The 20,012-nt window shown below is 51.0% G+C and carries 16 protein-coding genes; all 16 read right to left on the bottom strand.

All coding sequences use genetic code 11. The features are described from left to right. Positions 1-126: 126 nt before the first annotated feature. The 16 genes from HY913_09375 to HY913_09300 all read right to left on the bottom strand — a co-directional run bounded on the left by HY913_09375 (position 127) and on the right by HY913_09300 (position 20,012). The gene (locus tag HY913_09375; GenBank protein MBI4963476.1) at positions 127-864 is read right to left on the bottom strand and encodes a class I SAM-dependent methyltransferase; all 738 of its coding nucleotides are present in this window, start codon (positions 862-864) and stop codon (positions 127-129) included. A 276-nt stretch (positions 865-1,140) separates the two neighbouring features. Continuing rightward, complete coding sequence (locus HY913_09370; GenBank protein ID MBI4963475.1) at positions 1,141-3,132, bottom strand: B12-binding domain-containing radical SAM protein; 1,992 nt, start codon at positions 3,130-3,132, stop codon at positions 1,141-1,143. Positions 3,133-3,322: 190 nt separating this feature from the next. Beyond that, positions 3,323-4,135: a methyltransferase domain-containing protein gene (locus HY913_09365; protein MBI4963474.1), complete on the bottom strand. Its 813-nt coding sequence runs from the start codon at positions 4,133-4,135 to the stop codon at positions 3,323-3,325. 94 nt (positions 4,136-4,229) lie between these two features. Beyond that, entirely contained in the window at positions 4,230-5,042 is an 813-nt protein-coding gene (locus HY913_09360; protein ID MBI4963473.1) for a hypothetical protein, read from the bottom strand. A gap of 49 nt (positions 5,043-5,091) precedes the next feature. Next, the gene (locus tag HY913_09355; GenBank protein ID MBI4963472.1) at positions 5,092-7,110 is read right to left on the bottom strand and encodes a hypothetical protein; all 2,019 of its coding nucleotides are present in this window, start codon (positions 7,108-7,110) and stop codon (positions 5,092-5,094) included. A gap of 22 nt (positions 7,111-7,132) precedes the next feature. Then, complete coding sequence (locus HY913_09350) at positions 7,133-8,860, bottom strand: radical SAM protein (GenBank protein MBI4963471.1); 1,728 nt, start codon at positions 8,858-8,860, stop codon at positions 7,133-7,135. 128 nt (positions 8,861-8,988) lie between these two features. Next, the gene (locus HY913_09345) at positions 8,989-9,906 is read right to left on the bottom strand and encodes a class I SAM-dependent methyltransferase (GenBank protein MBI4963470.1); all 918 of its coding nucleotides are present in this window, start codon (positions 9,904-9,906) and stop codon (positions 8,989-8,991) included. Positions 9,907-9,932: 26 nt separating this feature from the next. Further along, entirely contained in the window at positions 9,933-11,048 is a 1,116-nt protein-coding gene (locus HY913_09340) for a glycosyltransferase family 2 protein (protein ID MBI4963469.1), read from the bottom strand. Between the two features lie 82 nt (positions 11,049-11,130). Next, entirely contained in the window at positions 11,131-11,904 is a 774-nt protein-coding gene (locus tag HY913_09335) for an ABC transporter ATP-binding protein (protein MBI4963468.1), read from the bottom strand. Between the two features lie 19 nt (positions 11,905-11,923). Continuing rightward, positions 11,924-12,742, bottom strand: coding sequence for an ABC transporter permease (locus HY913_09330; protein MBI4963467.1), 819 nt, complete (start codon positions 12,740-12,742; stop codon positions 11,924-11,926). Positions 12,743-12,812: 70 nt separating this feature from the next. Next, entirely contained in the window at positions 12,813-13,883 is a 1,071-nt protein-coding gene (locus HY913_09325; protein MBI4963466.1) for a class I SAM-dependent methyltransferase, read from the bottom strand. Positions 13,884-13,896: 13 nt separating this feature from the next. Continuing rightward, the gene (locus HY913_09320; GenBank protein ID MBI4963465.1) at positions 13,897-16,278 is read right to left on the bottom strand and encodes a TIGR04372 family glycosyltransferase; all 2,382 of its coding nucleotides are present in this window, start codon (positions 16,276-16,278) and stop codon (positions 13,897-13,899) included. A 192-nt stretch (positions 16,279-16,470) separates the two neighbouring features. Then, positions 16,471-17,475 carry a sugar nucleotide-binding protein gene (locus HY913_09315; GenBank protein ID MBI4963464.1) on the bottom strand — a complete coding sequence of 335 codons (1,005 nt, stop codon included), beginning with the start codon at positions 17,473-17,475 and terminating at the stop codon, positions 16,471-16,473. Positions 17,476-17,499: 24 nt separating this feature from the next. Next, positions 17,500-18,102 (bottom strand): class I SAM-dependent methyltransferase, encoded by a 603-nt coding sequence (locus HY913_09310; protein ID MBI4963463.1) that lies wholly within the window; start codon positions 18,100-18,102, stop codon positions 17,500-17,502. Positions 18,103-18,278: 176 nt separating this feature from the next. Next, positions 18,279-19,325, bottom strand: coding sequence for a zinc-binding dehydrogenase (locus tag HY913_09305; protein ID MBI4963462.1), 1,047 nt, complete (start codon positions 19,323-19,325; stop codon positions 18,279-18,281). Between the two features lie 21 nt (positions 19,326-19,346). After that, the gene (locus HY913_09300; GenBank protein ID MBI4963461.1) at positions 19,347-20,012 is read right to left on the bottom strand and encodes a class I SAM-dependent methyltransferase; all 666 of its coding nucleotides are present in this window, start codon (positions 20,010-20,012) and stop codon (positions 19,347-19,349) included.

Below are 20,012 nucleotides of genomic sequence, written 5' to 3'. Positions count from 1 at the left end.
ATCCTCCAACAATTCTTGTGCATTTGTCTCACCCTTCGGCAGTGATTTACCTTAATACTTCTGTAATCTCTAGAAGCGGTTTCAGCTGATCATAGATTCGGGACCGGCTCCAAGGTGCGCTTCAGATCAGGTTGCTTCATGGCTATCCTTCACTGCCATGACTCCGAAGTTAATCATGAACGGGTAAAGGAATCTGCCCCAGCGATCCACCGCCTTGGACAACGCTCGCCCAAATTTTATCTGAAAGGGCCAGAGGTGACAGCCGCTCAAACTAATCTGTTTCATACCTGACCGGCGCATGATTCTGGCCGCCTGATACGGGAAAATCCAGTTTTCGATGCCCGAAAACTTGCGAAGTCCCAGCGCTTGAGCGAGCACCAGCACCGGGTACCAAAGTTTATTTGGAGTGGTAATGCACACCACGCCCCCGGGTCTGCACACCCGACACATCTCTTCTATGGCCGCACGAGGATTTGTGGTGTGTTCAATGCACTCGGAACTGACCACCGCATCAAAGGAGGCATCCGCGAAAGGCAAAGAAATTGCATCACCCACAACTCCGCTCTGGCAATCCGGAGAGACGGTTGAGACCAACCTTTGCCCGATGTCAATGACCGTCAATCTCGCGCCGCATCCGACTATCCTCCTTGAAATACGGCCGGTCCCGGAACCAACTTCCAGGACCTCACTTCCCCTAAGATCCAAGTCTTTGAGTAAAGATGAAAAAATAAGGCTTATTCTTTGCTCAACGTCGTAATCATCCATGAATTCGTCGAACTTCTCACCCAGAGACTCGAAGTAAAGAAGCTTTTTTTTACCAGCTAGTCGGTCAGATGAAAGTTGCTTGTTACCCAATTCCGGCATTTGGCTCCTTTCAGAACCGGTTGCAAAACCTCACCAACGTCTTGGCACGATCATGACGCAGGCAATGTGTATAAGAGAGTCAAGCAGCAGAGTAAAGCCGTCATGCTCTCGGATTCGCGGTGATCCACACTGGGGACCGGGACCCTGTCATGGGGTGTCCCGGTCTCCAAAGTCTATTTGATCGAAGCTTTTAACTTTTTCAGATTTGGGGAAAAGCTGCAAGCACTCCGGCAAGGCTGGGTTGGTTATGCGCTTTCCGGGTAACCGGTTTCCGGTTCAAGGCCCTTTTCGGACTATCTTCTTCACTTTTCTGACCATCTTCTTTGCAATGTCCTTCAGGGAACTCGTTCGGGTCGGAATAGAGGCAAATTCCTTGCATTTGGCGGGACCAGGCTTGGGCAGCAACTCCGGAGGGCACATTAGAAAGATTCTCTCTTCCGGATACCCCATGTCTATCAGCTTTTGTCTTTGTTCGACACAGTCAGGGAGCAAAAGAGCTATGAGAATTGCCTCCGGAGACATGGAAATAATTTCTTCGTGGCTCAAGAGTTTGGAGTTCGGTGTGTAGTTCCCGTAATTATCCGAATAGACGTAGTCGCCTATCCGTTCCGGACAATGGGTTCCCATGGCTATGACATTGTCCATGTTTATTCCAAAAATGTCATACTCGAAAAGGAATTTGATATTGAAATTATCTCCCAAAATTGCTATCTGCCGGCATTTAGTGAGACTCTCACGAACGCTCTGAGCATAGTGCCTAATTTCGGGAATGTCATATATGTGACCGTGAAATGCAAAAAAATTGTTGCACTCATGTATAGGCACGTTGGGACACCCGATATTCTTCACTATTGGGGATAAGAGATTTATTTCGCGCTCTACATAAGTGCCACAGGACGGGCAGAACCCGCCCAGGAAGATTTTGTCGTCTCGCACAACTAACCGAGGATTTTGGAGCCCATAGGTCTTCAGGTAATGAATAAGGGCATTGTGCAGCACCTTTACAAACCGGTCGTCGGGAATCTCCGTGAGATTGGGTAGGATGGGTTTTCCAAACCAATTCTTCTGAAATAACAGTTCTGTTACGAAATCGGTCCCAGAGTAGAATTTCGGTAGCATTTGCAGGAACTTATATTCATCGGGAATGAGACCTTTATTCCGCGCTCGCTGGTATATCGCGGTTCCCGGATAAGGGATCGTGTAACCGAAGCTGCAACAAATGCCCAACTCTCTATCAATGGACAGTGTCGCCGCAATATCTTCCTCGGTCTCACCCTCATTTCCAAACATCAGTCCGCCTTCAATGCTAACAAACCCACTCTTTCGAGCCTGATCAACAAACCTACGTATGTCCGTGGTCGTGGTCCCCTTGTTCATAAGCTTCAAAACTTTGTTACTCCCTGATTCGACTCCAATGCCTATATGCACGCAACCCGCGGCCTTCAAATGAGGCAGAACTTTTGTATCCATATCCATTCTCAACAAACACATAAACGGGGTGTTATACCTTTTGGCGTATTCCTCACAAAATTCTATCATAGTGTCCTGTTCGTCAAAAAAAATCTCGTTCATGAAGTGAACCATGGGCACCTTCAAATCATTCACCAGGAAATCCACGTCCAGAAAGATGTCCTCAAAAACCCTCGCTTTGAAGGTTCGGTGAGAGGGTGAACAAAACCGACATGCCCCTGAACATCCCCGCCCGGTGATTACCGGGATTGGTTTGCTGCCAACCGGCCAGGACGAGTGGTCAAAAAAAGTAAAAGAAGGGCGGGGCCTTAGCACTGCCAAATCGACCCGCTGTTCCGAAGGGGTCCTGACAGGAGAGCCATCGCCGGCACGGTAAACTATTCCTCTCAGGTCCCCCAATTCATTTTCGTTTGCGACTATTCTCTCCAACAACAGAGGAAGGGTGACCTCAGCTTCACCCAGGACTGCAAAAGCAACGGGAATGTGCTTGAAGAGGATTTCGTTATTGACATCGCGAGCCACGTATCCGCCAATAATACAGGGAATGCTGCTATCTGCCGCCTTGATTCGTTTGAACATCCTTTCCAAATAACCGAAATCCGCGACAAGCCCGCCTGAGCCAACTGCGAAATACTCTCCTGAACCAATCAATCTGCGCCAATCCGGCTCTTCCACGGAACAATCAACATAATCATAAGCGACATTGCTGCGTTCCAGAGTCGAGGCGACGTACGAAAGCCCCATGGGATAATAAGCGTAGTCGGGCTTGACCAGCAGGAATTTTCGAGGGCTGCTCATAGGGATAGGTCCTTTTCTGGTGTTCGATGGACCCTCGCTGCCTGCCTTGGCCATCCGTAATTGAAGACTTGTCGATTACAAGTTGTCATCAACACCGTCCAAAACGCCACGGCATGAACTGGCCATCGATCACGGGATTGTATAGTTGTGGCAGCATCAATCTCGACGTTTCGGGGAATTGGTCAATTGTCTAAGCCGTTAGGATCTTTCGGATGATCCTCAGCTTGTCACTCAGCCGCAGTCGACTACATTCCTCGAGGAAGTTACCGTAACCCGACCCATAACTTGCCGGAGGGCGATAGTTCGCGTCAGACATGTCTACCGGGCAGACAAACTCCCTGTCCTTCGCCTTCTTCAATACTGCCAGAATCCCTGCGTCGTGATATTTCAGGTCCTGCACGCGTGAATAAGGATCGACAAATGAGGCCTTGATGTTTTCCGGCAGCGCGTACGGCACAGGATTGGCTTCGATATCCATGCGGACTTGGCCATAGTTGTTCTCACGGCAAAGATCCCAGAAGAAACGAGCAGAATAAATAAAGAGGCCGTGATCGGGAAAACCGAGGAATGGAAGTTCGTGGAGCATATATCCACCGGGTTTCGTTAGGTCGTGGATCACCTTGAACACATTGAACTGGTTCATGACATGCTCGGTGGTTCCAAGGTTCATGACCAAGTCGTATTTCTGAAAGTGGTCCGGAGGCACGGAATCCCAATTTAGATCCATTTGAAGCGCGCCATGATGTCCGTCAAAATCTATGCAACAGTACTTGAATCCTACGGTTTCAAACAACAGACGCGCGGGGCCTTGCCGAGCTACAGTGTCGACAAGATGCCGGTCAGGATTGACGCCAAAGGCTTTCAGGAAATCCTCGACGGCAGATTCATGCTGCTCGCAAAAGACATCCGTGCTCCCAATTTCGATCACTGATTTCACGTTGTCGAAGGATTTAGTGTTTTTCAAATCCAGAAATGTCTTGAGAATTTGTGGACCCAAACCCATGCGAATCCTCCTTTAAGACGGAGCTGTGTTCACCTAAGGAAAACGTGAGCGTAACCAATAGACTTATTTCCCGCGCGATTCTTAAAATATTGTCTCAACCGATCAGAATTCTTTTCACGATTCTCACCTTTTCCCGTAACCGCATCCGACGGCATTCATCGAGGAAATTGCCGTACCCCCGGCCATACCCCGCAGGGGGGCGCCAGTTCACGTCAGAGACGTCGGTCGGACAGACGAATTCTCTGTCGTCCGTCTTTCTCAAAAGTGCCAGGATCGCCGCGTTCTGATATCTAACATCCGAAAAGTTGCCATAAAAATCCTCAAATGAAGCCCTAATGTTCTCCGGTAATTGGAAGCTCTCGGTGTCTGCCTCAATACACATAAACACCGGAACATAATTGTTCTCCCGGCAAAGATGCCAGACCATACGAGCGGAATAGACAAACAGTCCATGGTCGAGAAATCCGAGGAATGGAACGTCGTGAAGCATGTAACCCCCGGGTTTGGTCAAGTCGTGCAGCACCTTGAATACGTTGAACTGATTCATAACATGTTCCGATGTCCCAAGATTCATTACCAGGTCGTATGCCTGGTAGTGTTCCCGCGGCACGGAATCCCAATTCAAGTCCAATTGCAGCGCTCCATGACGTCCGTCAAAGTCTATGCAACCATATTTGAAGCCGACGGTTTCGAAGAGGAGACGCGCGGGCCCTTTTTCGGCTATTCGGTCAACTAGATTCTTCTCAGGGTTGACTCCGAAAGCCCTCAAGAAATCTTCGAGTGCAGCAATATCTTTTTCGGATTCGACATCCGTGCTACCGATTTCCATGACCGATTTGATGTCGGCGAAAGAGCCACTTTTTTTCAAGTCGACGAACACCTTGAGTACTAGCGGACCTAATGCCATGAACTTTCTTCCTTTTTATCGACCGATCACTGTCTATTCACGAGGGTGGTCAAATTTTGCCTCTTCCGTCTGAACCAAGGCCGGAGCCCGCGCGAGAAATTCGCACCGTCTTCCCATGAGCTTCTGCCTCGACATAGGCCTCGTACACCTTTTCGCTATCGCCGTATCGCCATTTCACGTTGAAATCCTTGGATAAACCGCTTGCCGGGTCGCCCAGTTTGTTCACATCAATGTAAAACTCACATTCCTCTTCACCGTCGCATTCCAGCGCAACCGCGGCCGTAACGTTTCCCCGAGCCACCCTTGAGCACGACGATTCCTGAGCGGGCTCCTTCAGGCAGTTCCAGCCGTACGTGGCCTCGATTATAGATATGCCCGCCCTGTTTCGCGTCGGAGCAAGTTTCGATTTGGGAGCAGTGCCCGATAAACTCAAGCCGGGCATTCTGACCCCACATTTGTTGATATAACCGTACACTTCTTCCGTGATGGCGGGCAACACAACATCTCTAACTTTGGCTGCCTCATCCCGTAATCTCTCTCGCCTGGGAATCCATGGTGTAGTGGTGTCCGAACACATTTCGCCGTTCAGCACCATTTTGTAGCGCTCTCCCACCAGCTTATCCCTAAATCTTTTGTAAAAAGCCTGGAAGGGTATCATGAACGGGGTATCATGACGCTTGGTGAGAGCGACACATAGCCAAAGCAGATTGGATCTCTCCTTTTCCGGAACACGAAGGTACTGGTACACTCCCTCTTCTAATGGTATCACTCCCGACGGAATGCTGAGCCACTTGCCGAGCAATTCATATCCGTTGGTATGGGCAAGTTCCTCAAACAAAACCACATCGTACATGAAATAGTCCTGATCGCTAAAACCCATGAACGGTACTATGTGCACCATCAGTCCCCCGACCGAAGTGTAATCATGGGCCAACTCGAAGAAATTCTGTTGATGTAAGATGTTATTGGAAACACCGAAATTGCAGACTAAATCAAAACCGCCCCTCTGACCTTGAGGAACCCGGAACTGGTTGAGATCATGACAGTTATCCACTTCCCTTCCAAGACTGTGAACCGTCGACAGCAGTATCTCACATTCACAACCCATCTTCTCCAGAACCAGGGCCAACTGGTTGAACGATGAAACATCCTGGTCGTGGCGGCCTTCGTAATCGGCCTTCGGATTCATGGCCTCAATGAATGTTCCCAGATGCCGTCTGTCAAGTTCCTCTGCCAGAATAGGGTCCCCAATCGCCAAGAAACGACCAGGTTTATCGATTTTGCACCTCTTCCGCAGGTTTCCGAAAAGATTGAACATGGCGGAGCTGATGACGGGCTTTGACATGGCGACACCCTGTGAAACAGTTTCCGGCGCGCAAAAGGGATGGTCCATGGCCTTGCGAAAAACCGCGGCAAGCACATAGTACTGATTATCAACTGCCAGTGGCAGCCTAATATAGTCCCACACGCGTCGGTTCCATGGGACAATGGCCCTCGATGTCAGATGGTCCCCGGGTAGGAACAGCCACAATCCCACTATCTCATAATTGTTCGCCATGGCCAGACGCTCGAAAAAAATTGGCTGATGATAAAAAAAGAGATCGTCATATCTTCCCATAAACGGAAGATAATGGAACATATAGCCTCCACAAGTAGCGAAGTCGTGGACAGCCTTGAAGGAATTATACTGATTGAACGCATGATGAGTTACACCAAGATTGGTAACCAAATCATATTTGTTTCTTTCAATAGCGGAGACTTCATCAAAATTCACGTCAAAAAGCTTTCTGAGGAACACATGGTCGGGGTCTTCAATTACGTCCACGCAGGAATAAGAACAGCCAACGAATTGGTATAGGTTCCGAGCCGGTCCGTGTGAAAGCTCTTTCAGACATCCCCCCGGTATCTCCAGCCCTGGACAGAACGCTTGAACAAATCTCTTGACGCTCGGTTCAAATCCTGTGCAAAAAATCTCCTGAGCACCAATTTCGAGCACATGCTTGACTTCTCCAATGGCCCCAGTTTGTCGAAGATTAGCCAAAAAGTCTATCATATCTGGAACATACATGCTGACATCTCCTAACAGCCTTCTAGAGTCTCCGCTTGGACCATCTGGCCCCCCTCACCAAAAAATCGCCGAAGGACTCTATCAAGTTCAGGACAGCCAGAGTGAATCTTCTGGCCCTTGTCAAACATTCTTCAGGTCTCCTTTGCTGAATCGGTTCTCGATGATCACTTGGCATGGCATTCCTTCGGGTAAACGACTCATCGCTGTTACTGCCCAGGGACCCCGTTTTTGACCCCTCCGAGGCTTCTGGTCCTGCCTTCGTACAGGCGGCCACAGGTGAGCGAGATATATTGGTCGCCACGAGCTCCAGAAGTTTTTCAAAGTCATAACGGGTTTCATTGGTAAAAACGGGTTTGAATTCGTCCTCGCCCATAAGGAATCGAAGCGTATATAACAATGCTCTCCTGTCAAAATCATCTTTAAGTAACCCGGTACCTTCTGGCAGTTTCCGCACCATGTCTGCTATGGCGGTCCCTGGAAACGGTTGAAGTCTTATTAGCACTAACTCGGCCCTTTTTTTGGGCAATTTCCCGATAGTGTCAAGGGTCTCTTCGAAGGCATTTGCGTCGACAAAGGGATTGTGAGTAATGAGGTGGTATTGAATCATAACCGAGGGATACTTCTCGAAGAGAGCGGCGAACTCCACAATCTTTTGCAGGGTCGTGTGGCGATTGAAGACATTCTTGTTGACACGATCGCTACCTGACTGGAGGCCGACCGCCGTGTAATCCATGCCTGCATGAACGGCTGCATCCAGGATGTCTGGATGAGACAGAATCTGAATTGGGTAAAGCTGCGCAAAGAAGGGAAGACGAATTTCTTTCTCGTACTTACTGAAGAAATCAATAAGGTAGTTTCTTGGGGCCATCAAAAACGAGTCCAAAAACACTACCTTCTGGAATCCATACCCCTTGGCGAACTTGAGTTCTTCGATCACATTTTCAATGGGCCTCATCCATCTGTTTCTTCCCGAAGACAGCCGTGCCATTTTCCCCGCACAACAGAAGTGGCAGTTGTTTACACAGCCAATTCCTACCATGGTATGGTAGCTGGCCATGTCGCTATGGGATGGGATATGCTTTTTCTGCAGAAAAGGATCGGCTGAGAAGACATGTCCGCCCTCAACAACGAAGTGCCTCACCGAAAGTGTAGCGAAATTGTAGAGGAAATCCTCCTTCCCATGAAATTGCAGGGGGTTCCGAACCACTGCCCCGTTTTCTCTGTAAATGAGGTTTTCGATCCCGGTGAAAGGTTTGTCCTGACGATCAATGCGGTCGGCCATGTTCCTGAGGGCTATCTCACCCGGTCCCACGCAAACGCAGTCAAAGTGTTCCAGATATAGATCAGGGTTAAAGGTGGCACCAAATCCTCCTGCCACTTTTAGCGAGCCTGGGACATCCAGAATACTAATAATTTCAGAGAGCTGTTCTTCATAACAACTCCTGGTTGACAATCCTATTATGTCCGGTCTGATGGTCCTAAGGAGGTCTCTGGCAAGGGTGATCTCCGCATGGGTCCACGGGTTTGTGTCAAAATTATAGGTTCGAATCCCGAAATGGGTTCCGAATTCCGTTGTAGAGATTGATTCATAATGGGTCGCATGTTCCGAGTATCGGGGCGTAAAACCCGTAGCGGGAAGCTTGAAATGAACAACTATCGCTTGATGTCCGGCTGCCTGCAATGCATTTGAAATACTTCTGACGCCCAGCGCTCTGTGATCATACATACACACTAGTGCTATAACAGCCATCGACCCTCCTCACTGCAAAAACGCTGTAACCGGACTCCCACATGACCTCCAGATGGTCTTCTTAAGAAGAGCGCTTCCAGTTTAATAACCTTCGATAAAAGTGGGCCTAGTCTTGTCTTGATCTTGGCTCATCTCTTGAAAACCAGTCCCTGGCCGGTCGGTAGTTCCAGGATGAAATAACCCTGACGAGCCATGAATTCGTCGTCCACCTGTTTCTGCTTAAAGAACTCCAGCCATCCATAGTCATCGAAAACTACTACTCCACCGGGCACAACTCTGTGGAAGAGGCTGTTCAAAACCGCTTTCTCCGCTGCCGGCGAGTTGATATCAATATGAAGATACGCGATCTGAAGAGGGGAGACCTCTTCGAGCACATCGGGCAAAACACCCTTTACAATTCTGACATTTGGAAATTGTGCGAATCTTTCGGAAACGTATTCGAACAAGTTGCCGCTGCTGTAAGCTTCTTGAGCAAATTCAAAGAACCCCGGATTGTGAGGAAAATCCTCCTTGGAGGAGTACTTGTGGGAAAACCCTTCGAAGGTATCATACAAATAAAAGGTTCGGTCCATCTCGGCAAACCGCACAGACTTCGCAACAACCCAGGACATGTCGCCTTTGAAGACTCCGCATTCGACAAAATCCCCCGGTACCTGTGCGGCGCACTTGGCCGCCCAAACCAGCGTATGCAGGCGCCAGGCGATGCCATCGGGGCCCGAATATTGGTCATAGTCGTGAGATCCGCGTATCTCCTCATATGCCTTTTTGAAATCCGGGTCCTCGTAGAATCCTGAAGCCTTGTCCAGGGAAAGTAATCTGTCTCCCCAAAACACGCTCCTGTGCGTTTTCGTCAGCACCCGGGACACAACATTGTTGACCAGTTCAGCTGCGCGATCCGAGTTGTCCGCGACCTCTGTCAAGGCCCCAACCTCTGCAAGCTCTTGTCTCAATTGTAAACATTCCGCACGCAACCGCTGGATTTCTGATTCCTTGACAATGGCGTACCCCCGGGACGCAAAAAAACGTTTTATCAACTTTCTTAACATTTCAGCTCCTGCGCCAAAACACCTTTTTATCGAGTCTCAGGTCTGCTCGCCTCGCACGTTGATGCCCTGACATCAGAGGAACGATGTAGCATTTTCAGAGGTGACCACGTCATTGCTTTTGCAATGGCAAGAGTGGAGGCTTTCTTGGAGTTCTGGGTCTCCCGGCGGGACTTCATAACGGGCCCGAGGGCCGTGATCCCATCCGCCAGCCCTGCCCACGCAGCCCTTGCCTGCCCGCTCATGACCTCTCGAAACAGCAGCAGGACTGTGACGAGCACATGGGGTAAGAGCAAAAAACAGATCAACACGTCCGGCACGTTTTTGACAAATGTCCAAAGCCGATTGCGAAAGCCGTAGTACGTGCTGAAAGCGCTTTTTTTGCCCGCGCTCTGAGATCCTACGTGGAAAACCACCGAATCCTTGACCTGCACGCATTCATGGCCGAGCAGCCTCATCCTGAACCCCAAATCAACGTCCTCGCAATAGCAGAAGAAATTCTCGTCGAATCCGCCTACCTGCCTGAAGACATCAGCCCGGTAAAGCGCGGCCGCAGCGCACGGAGAAAAAACAAAGCCTTCTTCGGGGAGTTCCGATACCGGATGTCCATATTGTCCGCGCCACATCAGACCTGTACATGAGTATACATCTCCCGCTCCTTCCAGAATCGAATGATTGGACTCATTGACCTGTGTGGATCCGAACATAGCTACACCGGGATGTCTCTCCGTGGCTTCGAGCAACCGCTTGAGCCAATCACCGGCGGGAATTGCGTCGGGGTTCAGGGTCGCAACCCAGTCTGTTGACACGCACCCGGCGGCCAGATTGTTAGCCGCGGCGAAGCCGATGTTCTTCTCCAGCTGAAGTAACGCAAATCTCTCGTCGAGTTCCTGACAGCAAGACGCTGACCCGTCCTGAGAGGCGTTGTCCACGATTATGGCGCAAAAATTCACTTCGCTTTGCATGGCCAGGGCAGCAAGGCAACGTTCCAGATACGGCCCACTATTGTAGTTGACCACTATTACAGCCACAGGGGAATCAATATTCGACAGCCGCCCAAGGTTGGAGAGGCTCTCACTTGAAATTGGCCGGCTTGAAAACATGGTCCGCCATGCGGCTTCCGGCGAGGCCGTACAGCGGGTCATAACACCTGCCTCAAAAAACCGGACTCCTGGTTCACGAACCGGAGTCTAGTTGGAGTTATCTCTTTTCGGGCCATCATGAGGATCAAGTTTGTCGTTTGCTTGCGCTTTCAAGATATTCGTCAACGACCTCCAGCCCACCGATGCTGGCAATCCGCCCGTGATCCAGCCAAATGCAACGATTGCAATACGCTCTTATATGATCCATGGAATGCGACACCATAATTAACACTTTGGATGACCCCATCCGGCTCTCGAGCCTCTTGAGGCCTTTCTGAGTCCAGTAGGCATCGCCAGGCGCAAAGACCTCGTCCAAGATCAAGATGTCGGATTCAATGCACATACTTATCGTAAACGCCAAACGGGCCCACATTCCCAGGGAGAAGGTCTTGACCGGCTGATGTCTAAAGTCTTCCATTTCGCAAAAGCTGAAAATATGGTCTATTAACGGCCGAACTTCGCGTTTTCCCAGGCCGAAGAATGCCATGGACAAATAAACGTTTTCCTCCCCCGTGTACTCCGGGTTGAATGCTAAGCCCATTTGAAGCAGAGGAAACATGCTCCCGGTGGTTTGAATCCTTCCTGTCGTCGGAGGATAGACCCCTGAAATGAGTCTGAGCAAGGTGGTTTTGCCGGAGCCGTTTGGGCCGATTATGCCGAGACAGTCACCCTCTTTGACTGTGAAAGAGACATCTCGAACCGCCCAGAGATGAGATGTGCTCCGCCTGGAATTCCAAGACCCCTTGAACAGGCGGATAATCTCACCTTTGAGGGTTCGTGGCGGTCTAAGGTCGAACCGTACGCCGATGTTCTCCACGTTAATCATAACGTTGTCGTCGGATTGACTCGTATTATTCATATGCCACTCTGCTGTCTTGCTACACGACGAAAACCACGTCCCTTTCATATTTGCGAAACACGGCTATGCCTATCACCAGCATGCCCAGTGCCAATGCGGCTGAAATCAAGAGGTGGCCAACGGACGGCCACGTGTGAAAATACAGAGGTCCATTAAAGTTGCTGACAAAGAAATAGAGAGGATTGAGTTTTGCCAGATCAACATACTGGGGCGGTACCATTGTGATCGGATACAGCACGGGAGACCCGTACAAAAGGATCTGCATCAGGATTCCCGTTATGTGTCTGGTGTCCGCGAAGTAGACCCCCAGTATTGAGACCGTGAGGGTGCACCCAACCGTGAATGCGGTTAACAACACAAGGCTTGCCGGAACTATGACCTGACTGACGGAAAAGGAGAAGCCAAGAAAAAGGCCCGCACAAAGAAGTACTGTATAGCCTAAAACGAAATCGAATAATGCGATGGATACCGACACTAGCGGAAAAATCATCTTCGGAACGTAATGCCTGGTGTAATAGGACGCGTTCACAACCAGGCACTCAGTCCCTGCGCTCACCGAGGCCATGAAGAAGCTGAACGGCATCAGTGAAGTCAGCAGGTAAATCACGTAATTATCCATCTGGATTCTCAGGACGACGGAGAACACGAAACTGTAGATAGCCAGCGTGAATATCGGATGCAACAGAGACCAAAAGAAACCGAAGAAAGACCTTTGGTAACGGATTTTGATCTGCTGACGAAACAGGTTGACAAAAACCTCTCTGCCCCAGATCAACTGCTGGTGGTAAGGCATTGCCGAGACGTTCTTGTTGACAAGTGAGCTTGGGTTCGCTGACATAATCTTTTTTTCCTGAACGATCAAACGGTCATAGCTGAGCAGCCTGTCTCGAGAAGTGCTTTTATCGGGTTCAGAGGAAGATCACACCTTGAGATCCACGATGATTCAAAGCATAGCATCCGATCGCCTGGGCAAAATCCCATGTGGAACTGTTCCAAGCTATGTCATCGGCAATAATCAACCCGTGCCCGGTCATGTAAGGCAAGGCCGCGTTGAATTCAAACCACATGTGATCGTAGCTGTGATCGCTGTCATGGTAAAACATATCGACCGAACCCACGTCCTCAAGCAATTTCGGCAACAGTTCCTTGGCGTCACCGTTCCAGCAATCGAAAGAACTCTTCAGGCCATCCGGCACCAACCACCCGGAGGATCGACCGGGAGGAATACAGACCCCATAGGGTCTGGGCTGTTGCCACGAGGGGTCATCGGGATCGTAAACGGCCGGAATATCGATGGCATGCAGCCGGCCTCCGTCTCCATTGTGCTTCAGTGCCAATGTCATGTAAGAGCAGGAGGATCCGTTACTGACACCGGTTTGAACTATGCTTTTCGGTCGAAGAAGCCGAACAACGTAATAGAGGAACATCCCGTCTTCGTCCGCCACACTACCGGACGCGTAGCTTCCCGGAAAGGACGCATTGAGGTATGAGATAAAGTCTTCCAGGTCCTTTACCTTTTCCTGAAAGTTCCGATAGTCCGGGTCGTCTCCAAGATTTGCCGTCCACGCCTTGACGTGATCCGCCATGAAATCGTAATTGTCAGGACCAGGGCCACACAATGTCATGGTTTTTTCCCTGAGAAAATGCTGAAACAGGACATTTGCTCGCGAGCTTTCAGTTCTCGAGGTCTGGGAGAACACGTTGAAAAAGCAACCAGGGAAGTTTCTCACTACGGTAGCATCATAGCTGGGGTGGTTTGGATTAAAAGTCTTGGGGGCCAACATGGCCGGGCCCGTCTCAATTTCGGGTGCGCCATCGGAGGCGCAGGGGCGGTGGCCGCGTTCCCGCATCTCAGACGTCTCCTGCTTCACCTGAGATAGGCTTTGATCCGAGTCACTACTTGCGTTTTGTAGCGTTTTGGCCCTGACAACATCGAAGCCGAATGCCCGAAATGCCGAATGAATGGCCCTCTTTATCACGTTTTGCCTCCGTCTAATGGCTTGGTGATCGGTAAAGACCGCTCAACACCATACTCGCTTCAAATTGTCGTAGAAAGTCGGCCCCGGCCCGCATCCCCAACCTGGCAAAAGCGGTGTTTTTCGTTTTGAGCATAGTCTGTAATGCCCTTTGGATCGCTTCGTCGCCGTCGGTGCTTTTCCACGCACCGTTCAAACGTTCTTCCATTTCCACCACCACGGCCAGTATCTCCTCCGGGGAGTTCCAGTCCATTTCAGGCATCATAGGCTGCTGGTCATCAGCGGGCGTCAAGTCCACGTCTCCGGATTGCAGCGGCCAATCTTCCTTCTCGGTGTCCCCAGGTTTCTTTTGATCCAAGCTTTCAAAAACACCGATCGAATCCTCAAAACCCATAAAGCCGATTTGATCGGACAGGCGGATCTTAGGAAAGATGAACAAATCGGCGCATCCATAAAAACTGCTTCGAGAGTTTGGTATCCAGTTGAGATGGACAACCGGTCTGCGGAATGTAGTCGCTACACCTGCAAACTCCGACCAGGAGCCGACGAAGAAACGGCATTTTGCAGGCAAGAAAATGTCCATGAAATCCGACCGCTTATCCCCAGAATAATTGACAATCATCGGATTTTGGATGATCAAGTCCTTCTTTCGATCATCGTCGCTTACCCATACCACACGGTAGCCGCGGCGGGCCATCTCCTCCATTGTGGGGAGGAAGTCGGATGCCGGGGCGGACTGTCCACTCCCGGTTGCTTCCTTCAAGGAACCGGCGTGAACGCAGATAAAGGGGGCATTATCAGGCACGCCCAACTCACGAAGTCGTGCAACCCCCTGATCTTCTTCAGCCGGGGTGAACCGCAAGTGCGGCTCCGTTGCCCCCAGCTTCAGGTAGCTATCAGTCATGTCCAGCGGCTCCAAGAGGTGACGTCGGGCGCCTGGCAAGTTCTGATTTGCGGCTGCCACGTACGCCATACCCGGGTACACCTGGCCAAGGGCACGCTTGCACATCTCAAAGATTTGGGGATTCGTCACCTGTCGGTCATAGTAGAAGAATTCGAATCGAGTGCGGGATCGCGTCAGCCGCAACTCTCTTTGGCACAGGTACATTTCGCTGAAGGCTGCCATCTCTCCCGGATTCCCCGCGTCGATCCTCCCTATCCGGATCAACACGAAAAGCCCGGCTACCCGAAGGCCCGAGGCCAGAGCTATTCCAAGTATAGTTCCAATGGCTATTGTCAGTGAGCTGAGCCCCGGTATAGGCCTCTTTTCCACCCGGATGTCCCGCCCCATCTCTCGCGATTGGCGCACGAACTCCGTCCACGCTTCGACCGTGAGAAGTTTCAACCGCTTCCACTTCCGCCACATGTTGGACCGGAAATCAGACCTTAAGACTGAGCGCAAGAAAGAGCTGCGTACCAGTGAGGCAGACACGGCAACCGCCAGAATTCCCGATTCAATTCGTTTTCCAAGGGAGAACAGCCGCAAAAGCAGGCTTCCGACGACGGTGGGCTTGTACCTGGTCCGACCTATGTTGGCCAAAAATCTCCGGTTGCTTTGATTCAAGTCTACGAGCGCAAATTTCTGTAGATTGTAAAGGTGCTTCTTTTCCCAATTCTTCACGTAGTCGCTTGGAAAGAGTCCGGGATAATTGCACACCATCAACATCTTGGCCCGCTCAACTATCTGCGACCTTATGCTCACATCTGTTTCGCCTACAACCGAATAGGCGGTCGCCATTTTCCTCCATTTGGCCAGGGGCTCCGGGATAAAGCAGCATCCGTGCTTGAGCGCCATCACCTGATAAAGAAAGCCGTCGCAGGCATGCCGTAATTTCTGATCGAGATCTCCCTCTTGGAGCCTGCTTTCTCTCCGTTGAACCACTGTCGGAGCGTGGAACCAGTGCAGAGAGTGCTCCAATAGTAAATTCTCCAGAATGGACATTGCTTGTTCGGGAGCAATGTAACCGGGCTCTTGCGGAACGCCCGGGGTGTCGACTACCCCGTGGCTTCTTTCCTTGTCATCGATTTCCAAACACAACGCGCTGCAAAAGGCGGCCTGTGGATATCGGCAAAGCATTTCTACAGATTTCTGAAAAAGTCCGGGCATTACAATGTCATCGGAGGCAGCGGAATAGAGAAACTCCCCGCAAGCTATATTGGACAGCACGTTGAGGTTATAGATGACTCCCCGATTCTGCTGATTGCGAAAAACCTTGATTGTGGGATACTTCTCCGCGTATTCCGTCAGTATTTCCAGGCTGTTATCAGTGGAACAATCATCAATGACAAGTATTTCAGTAGGAGGGTGCGACTGCTCCAGCATGGCGTCAAGGGCTGTGGGCAGAAATTGCGCATGGTTGTAATTAGGTAAGATTACTGAAAGTGTGGGACGATCCAAGATTCCGCCTTCCCTGTAGAGTCATTTCCAGTTATCGGTACAAGCTCCAGTGCCTCTACACGGAGCCTGAAGCTTGGACGGCAGCTTTCACGCCAATACGCGTCCAAATAAGCACCCTTGACAGGCCGGTTCATCGGCGGCCCCGCCAGGGCCGGCTTCACTCTCGGTCCCTTCTTTGAACCCGTGTTGACATCAATCTTGGGGAAAACCCCCGAGGGCCTTAGGGTTGAGGAAAGCCGTCTGAATGGTCCATCGAACATCCGGGGGCTCAATGCCCAGATGGGACCTGATCCGATCGATGTTAAGGGTGGTGTTCCCGGGTATGGGCTCACTTAAACCGAGTTTTTCCCGAGCCTGAACCGGTTGAACCAGATCTTTGCGAACTCCCATGATCTCAGCGCCCATGAATGCAGCATCTGCATAAGACAGGTCCGTACTGGCCGATACTTGTAGTATTCCCGAGAGGAGCCGATCGCTCACCAGACCCAACACCGAGACCGCACAAGACAATGGCACGGGAGCAAAGTACATATCTGAAAAAGGATGGATAGTGTGGCCACGCTTCATTTCCTTGGCCCATTCAGCGAACAGCGGCTGGCCTGGTCCAAGGATCTTTGTGAAGCGAACAATTACCGCCGCGTTTCCGAGACGGGCGATCTCTTGCTCCGCTCTGGCCTTTTGCCGGCCGTACTCTGTTACAGGACAATATGCATCGTCCTCGTGCCGGAACGCCACTGACCCGTCAAAAACCTGATTAGTAGACAGAAAAATTACAAATGCCCCCTGGGAAGCCAAATTCCGTGCCAGGGTCGTCAGGCTTCGAACATTCACTAGTTCCGTATTTTCAGGGTTTTTCCTGCAAACATCAAGACTGGTGACACCGGCACACAGCACAGCCACCTTCACCGGGAACGGGCACTGCCATTGACTGAGGTCCTGCGAGAGGTCCAGGGGCAGACAGGCCTCACCGACCATTTCAGCACGTCTCGTGGTCCCCACCGCTGACCTGCCTGCTCGCCTCAAATGACTCAGTAGGGCACGCCCGACGAGACCATCCGATCCCACAACCAAAGTGACAGGTGCGGATGCAGAAGAGGAGATCAAACTGTGCAAACCCTTGGTGCTTGGCTCCGCGATGAGGTTTCGAATTGCCCCGGTGGGAATGGCAAAGTCAAGCGGTTCTACGGAAATCGGCACGAATTCTTGCGTTCGTCCCGGGTCTCACGCCAGAGTTCTCCTGCCGACCGCCACTGCAATCAGGTAGTGGGTCATGGGGGCAAAGCCGGTATGAACGACCTCGTCATTCATTCCAAACATGAACACATTATGAAAGAATTTCAGCATCAGAGCCTTGAGTTCGTCCTGAGTTTTGCAGTTTACGTGTCCGATTTTGCTCTGCGGCGATGCATAAGCCTGTGAATACATCGACGGACTGCCCATGATGAGAACACCGTTTTCTACGAGAGATCGGGTAATATTCAGAATGGCCCTTTCGTCGTCCTCTTTGGGGATGTGTTCGATGAGGTCCAGTGAGTATGCCGCATCAAATGTCCCGAGCACGGGGCCGGAAAGTATGTCGTGAACGCGACAGTCGAATTTCCAGCGTTCAGTCACCCGGTCTTTGACATCCTGGATAAAGATCGGGTCAACGTCGACCGCGACGATATCCCCAACCTCTTGCAGCACAATTCGCGTACCAAACGCGTCAGCGCATCCCACCTCTAAGACCTTGCGCTTTCCGCTGAGCATCTTTGCGATAAATTTGTACCTGGAAAGGGTAAAAACCAGGCGCCGAGGGTCGTCATGCCATACCTGATTGGTCATAAGTCCAAGCTTGGCCACTCCGACGGCGTCACGAATGTCCAGCAGAGCCTGATATTGGAGTTCCTTGGTTTTCTCTTCGGTCACGGCAAGGGCGCCTCTTTCTTTCCGACACGGGCGAAGGCGGCAACCGCTTACGGGCCTATCCCTTCCGCATTTGCGGGCCGCGGGCAGCCGGATTACATCGCGATAAGGACCCTTCCTGCTTCCCCGCTGCGCACAAGGTCCAGCGCTTCGTTGATCCGGTCAAGGCTGAATCGATGCGTAATCAGCCCGTCAAAATTCAGCTTTCCAGCTCGCCACAATCCCACCAAGCGAGGGATGTCCACGTGCGGCTCCGCGCTACCGCCGTGGGACCCGGATAGCACTTTTTTGAAATGCAACGGCAACGTGTATATGGAGACCTTGTTTCCCTTGGTCGGAACACCGACCAGAATCGTCTTGCCGTCAGGATGCGTTAATTCGTATGCTTGCTCGATGACACGTGGATTGCCGGTGGTGTCCACCACAACATCTGCTCCCTTATTACCCACGATGCTACGAATTTGAGGGTCCAGGTCCTTAATTTTCTTTGAATTGAGGCAGACTGTGGCGCCGAATCGCTTTCCCATATCCAGCTTGCTGTCCACGATGTCCACCCCGATGATTGGATTGGCCGCAACCAAATTGGCGAACTGAACTATGTTCAATCCTACTCCGCCTATACCAAATACGACGACTGATTGGCCGATCTTCACGGCCGCGTCATTATTGATCACACCCACAGCCGTAGTCACTGCGCAGCCCAGTAAAGGGACAAACTCGAGATTAAAATCCTCCGGAACCGGTGTGAGACGGTTCTCGGAGACAACTGCGTGCTCATTAAACGTGGTCACCCAGCCGGCGTTCACCGTTTTGCCGTCCCATTGGTACTTCGGAGTATCTGATTGAAGCCCGTCACTGGGTCGCCAATGCATACAGACGCGATCGCCAGGTTTGACCGTCTTGACTCCCGGCCCAACCTCCAGGACCGTTGCAGCCCCCTCGTGTCCCAAAAGGTGGGGCAAGAACTTGTCAGGTCCCTTGGCGCCTTCGATTTCGTTGATCTGGGCTCCGCATATTCCACTATAGTGTACTTGCACCAGACATTGACCGAAATGCAGCTCTCTTGGCAGTGAAATCTCCGCCACAGCAAGGGGCTTCTTGGTTTCCGCCAAAATGGCCGCTTTGGTTCTTTGTATTTGCACGGTGAGTCCTTTTTCTGGCCATTATTCAAAATAAATGAATTCGTAATCTCCCGTGTAACCGAAATGATTGTACAGCCAAATCCATTCGGCCGTATCAAAGAAGGACTCACAGGTCAAAGCCCAACACTGAAGATTGAAGAGTTCCTGTTCGTTGCGATAGCTCTCCAGCATGACGTAACCGTTTTTTCCCACGCGTTCGATCTCTTGCAAGGCAGTCTGCAATTCGAAAATTCGCAAATTATGGAGACAGCCCAAAGAAATAACCAGGTCAAAGTAATTATCTCCCCACGGGTACCTGTCCTGGGCGCGATACCGAATCAAATCGCCCCTGACTTCTTCTTTGGCGTCTGCCAGGCCGTGGTTGGATATATCAAATCCGACGATCTCAGCCTCCGGCAATAATCGCTTGAACTCATAGAGCAGGTATGCCTTGCCACAGCCCACATCGAGTATCTTGGCGTTCGGGGGCAGGTTGTGCATTTCGATCAACGGTTGGGCAACCTTCTTCCAGCGATCGTCGATATATCTGTAGCCGCCATAACCATAGCGTCGATCACCGTCCCAGTAATCGAACTCGTATTCCTTGGCCTTCAACATGCAATGGACTTTATCGTCCACCATGCGGCCGATGTAATCACGCTTGGTCATCTTGTGGAGTGGTGTAACAAGGTTCAGCAATCGACCCAT

This window comes from Desulfomonile tiedjei (genome assembly GCA_016212925.1).
Taxonomy (GTDB): domain Bacteria; phylum Desulfobacterota; class Desulfomonilia; order Desulfomonilales; family Desulfomonilaceae; genus JACRDF01.
Note: the sequence above shows the minus strand (reverse complement) of the source record. Positions and strands in the feature narration are given on the sequence as shown.

Bases quoted from the DNA above. Each gene is read 5' to 3' on its own strand.
- HY913_09375 (MBI4963476.1), bottom strand. From the start codon at position 864: ATGCCGGAATTGGGTAACAAGCAACTTTCATCTGACCGACTAGCTGGT.
- HY913_09370 (MBI4963475.1), bottom strand. From the start codon at position 3,132: ATGAGCAGCCCTCGAAAATTCCTGCTGGTCAAGCCCGACTACGCTTAT.
- HY913_09365 (MBI4963474.1), bottom strand. From the start codon at position 4,135: ATGGGTTTGGGTCCACAAATTCTCAAGACATTTCTGGATTTGAAAAAC.
- HY913_09360 (MBI4963473.1), bottom strand. From the start codon at position 5,042: ATGGCATTAGGTCCGCTAGTACTCAAGGTGTTCGTCGACTTGAAAAAA.
- HY913_09355 (MBI4963472.1), bottom strand. From the start codon at position 7,110: ATGTATGTTCCAGATATGATAGACTTTTTGGCTAATCTTCGACAAACT.
- HY913_09350 (MBI4963471.1), bottom strand. From the start codon at position 8,860: ATGGCTGTTATAGCACTAGTGTGTATGTATGATCACAGAGCGCTGGGC.
- HY913_09345 (MBI4963470.1), bottom strand. From the start codon at position 9,906: ATGTTAAGAAAGTTGATAAAACGTTTTTTTGCGTCCCGGGGGTACGCC.
- HY913_09340 (MBI4963469.1), bottom strand. From the start codon at position 11,048: ATGACCCGCTGTACGGCCTCGCCGGAAGCCGCATGGCGGACCATGTTT.
- HY913_09335 (MBI4963468.1), bottom strand. From the start codon at position 11,904: ATGAATAATACGAGTCAATCCGACGACAACGTTATGATTAACGTGGAG.
- HY913_09330 (MBI4963467.1), bottom strand. From the start codon at position 12,742: ATGTCAGCGAACCCAAGCTCACTTGTCAACAAGAACGTCTCGGCAATG.
- HY913_09310 (MBI4963463.1), bottom strand. From the start codon at position 18,102: ATGACCAATCAGGTATGGCATGACGACCCTCGGCGCCTGGTTTTTACC.
- HY913_09300 (MBI4963461.1), bottom strand. From the start codon at position 20,012: ATGGGTCGATTGCTGAACCTTGTTACACCACTCCACAAGATGACCAAG.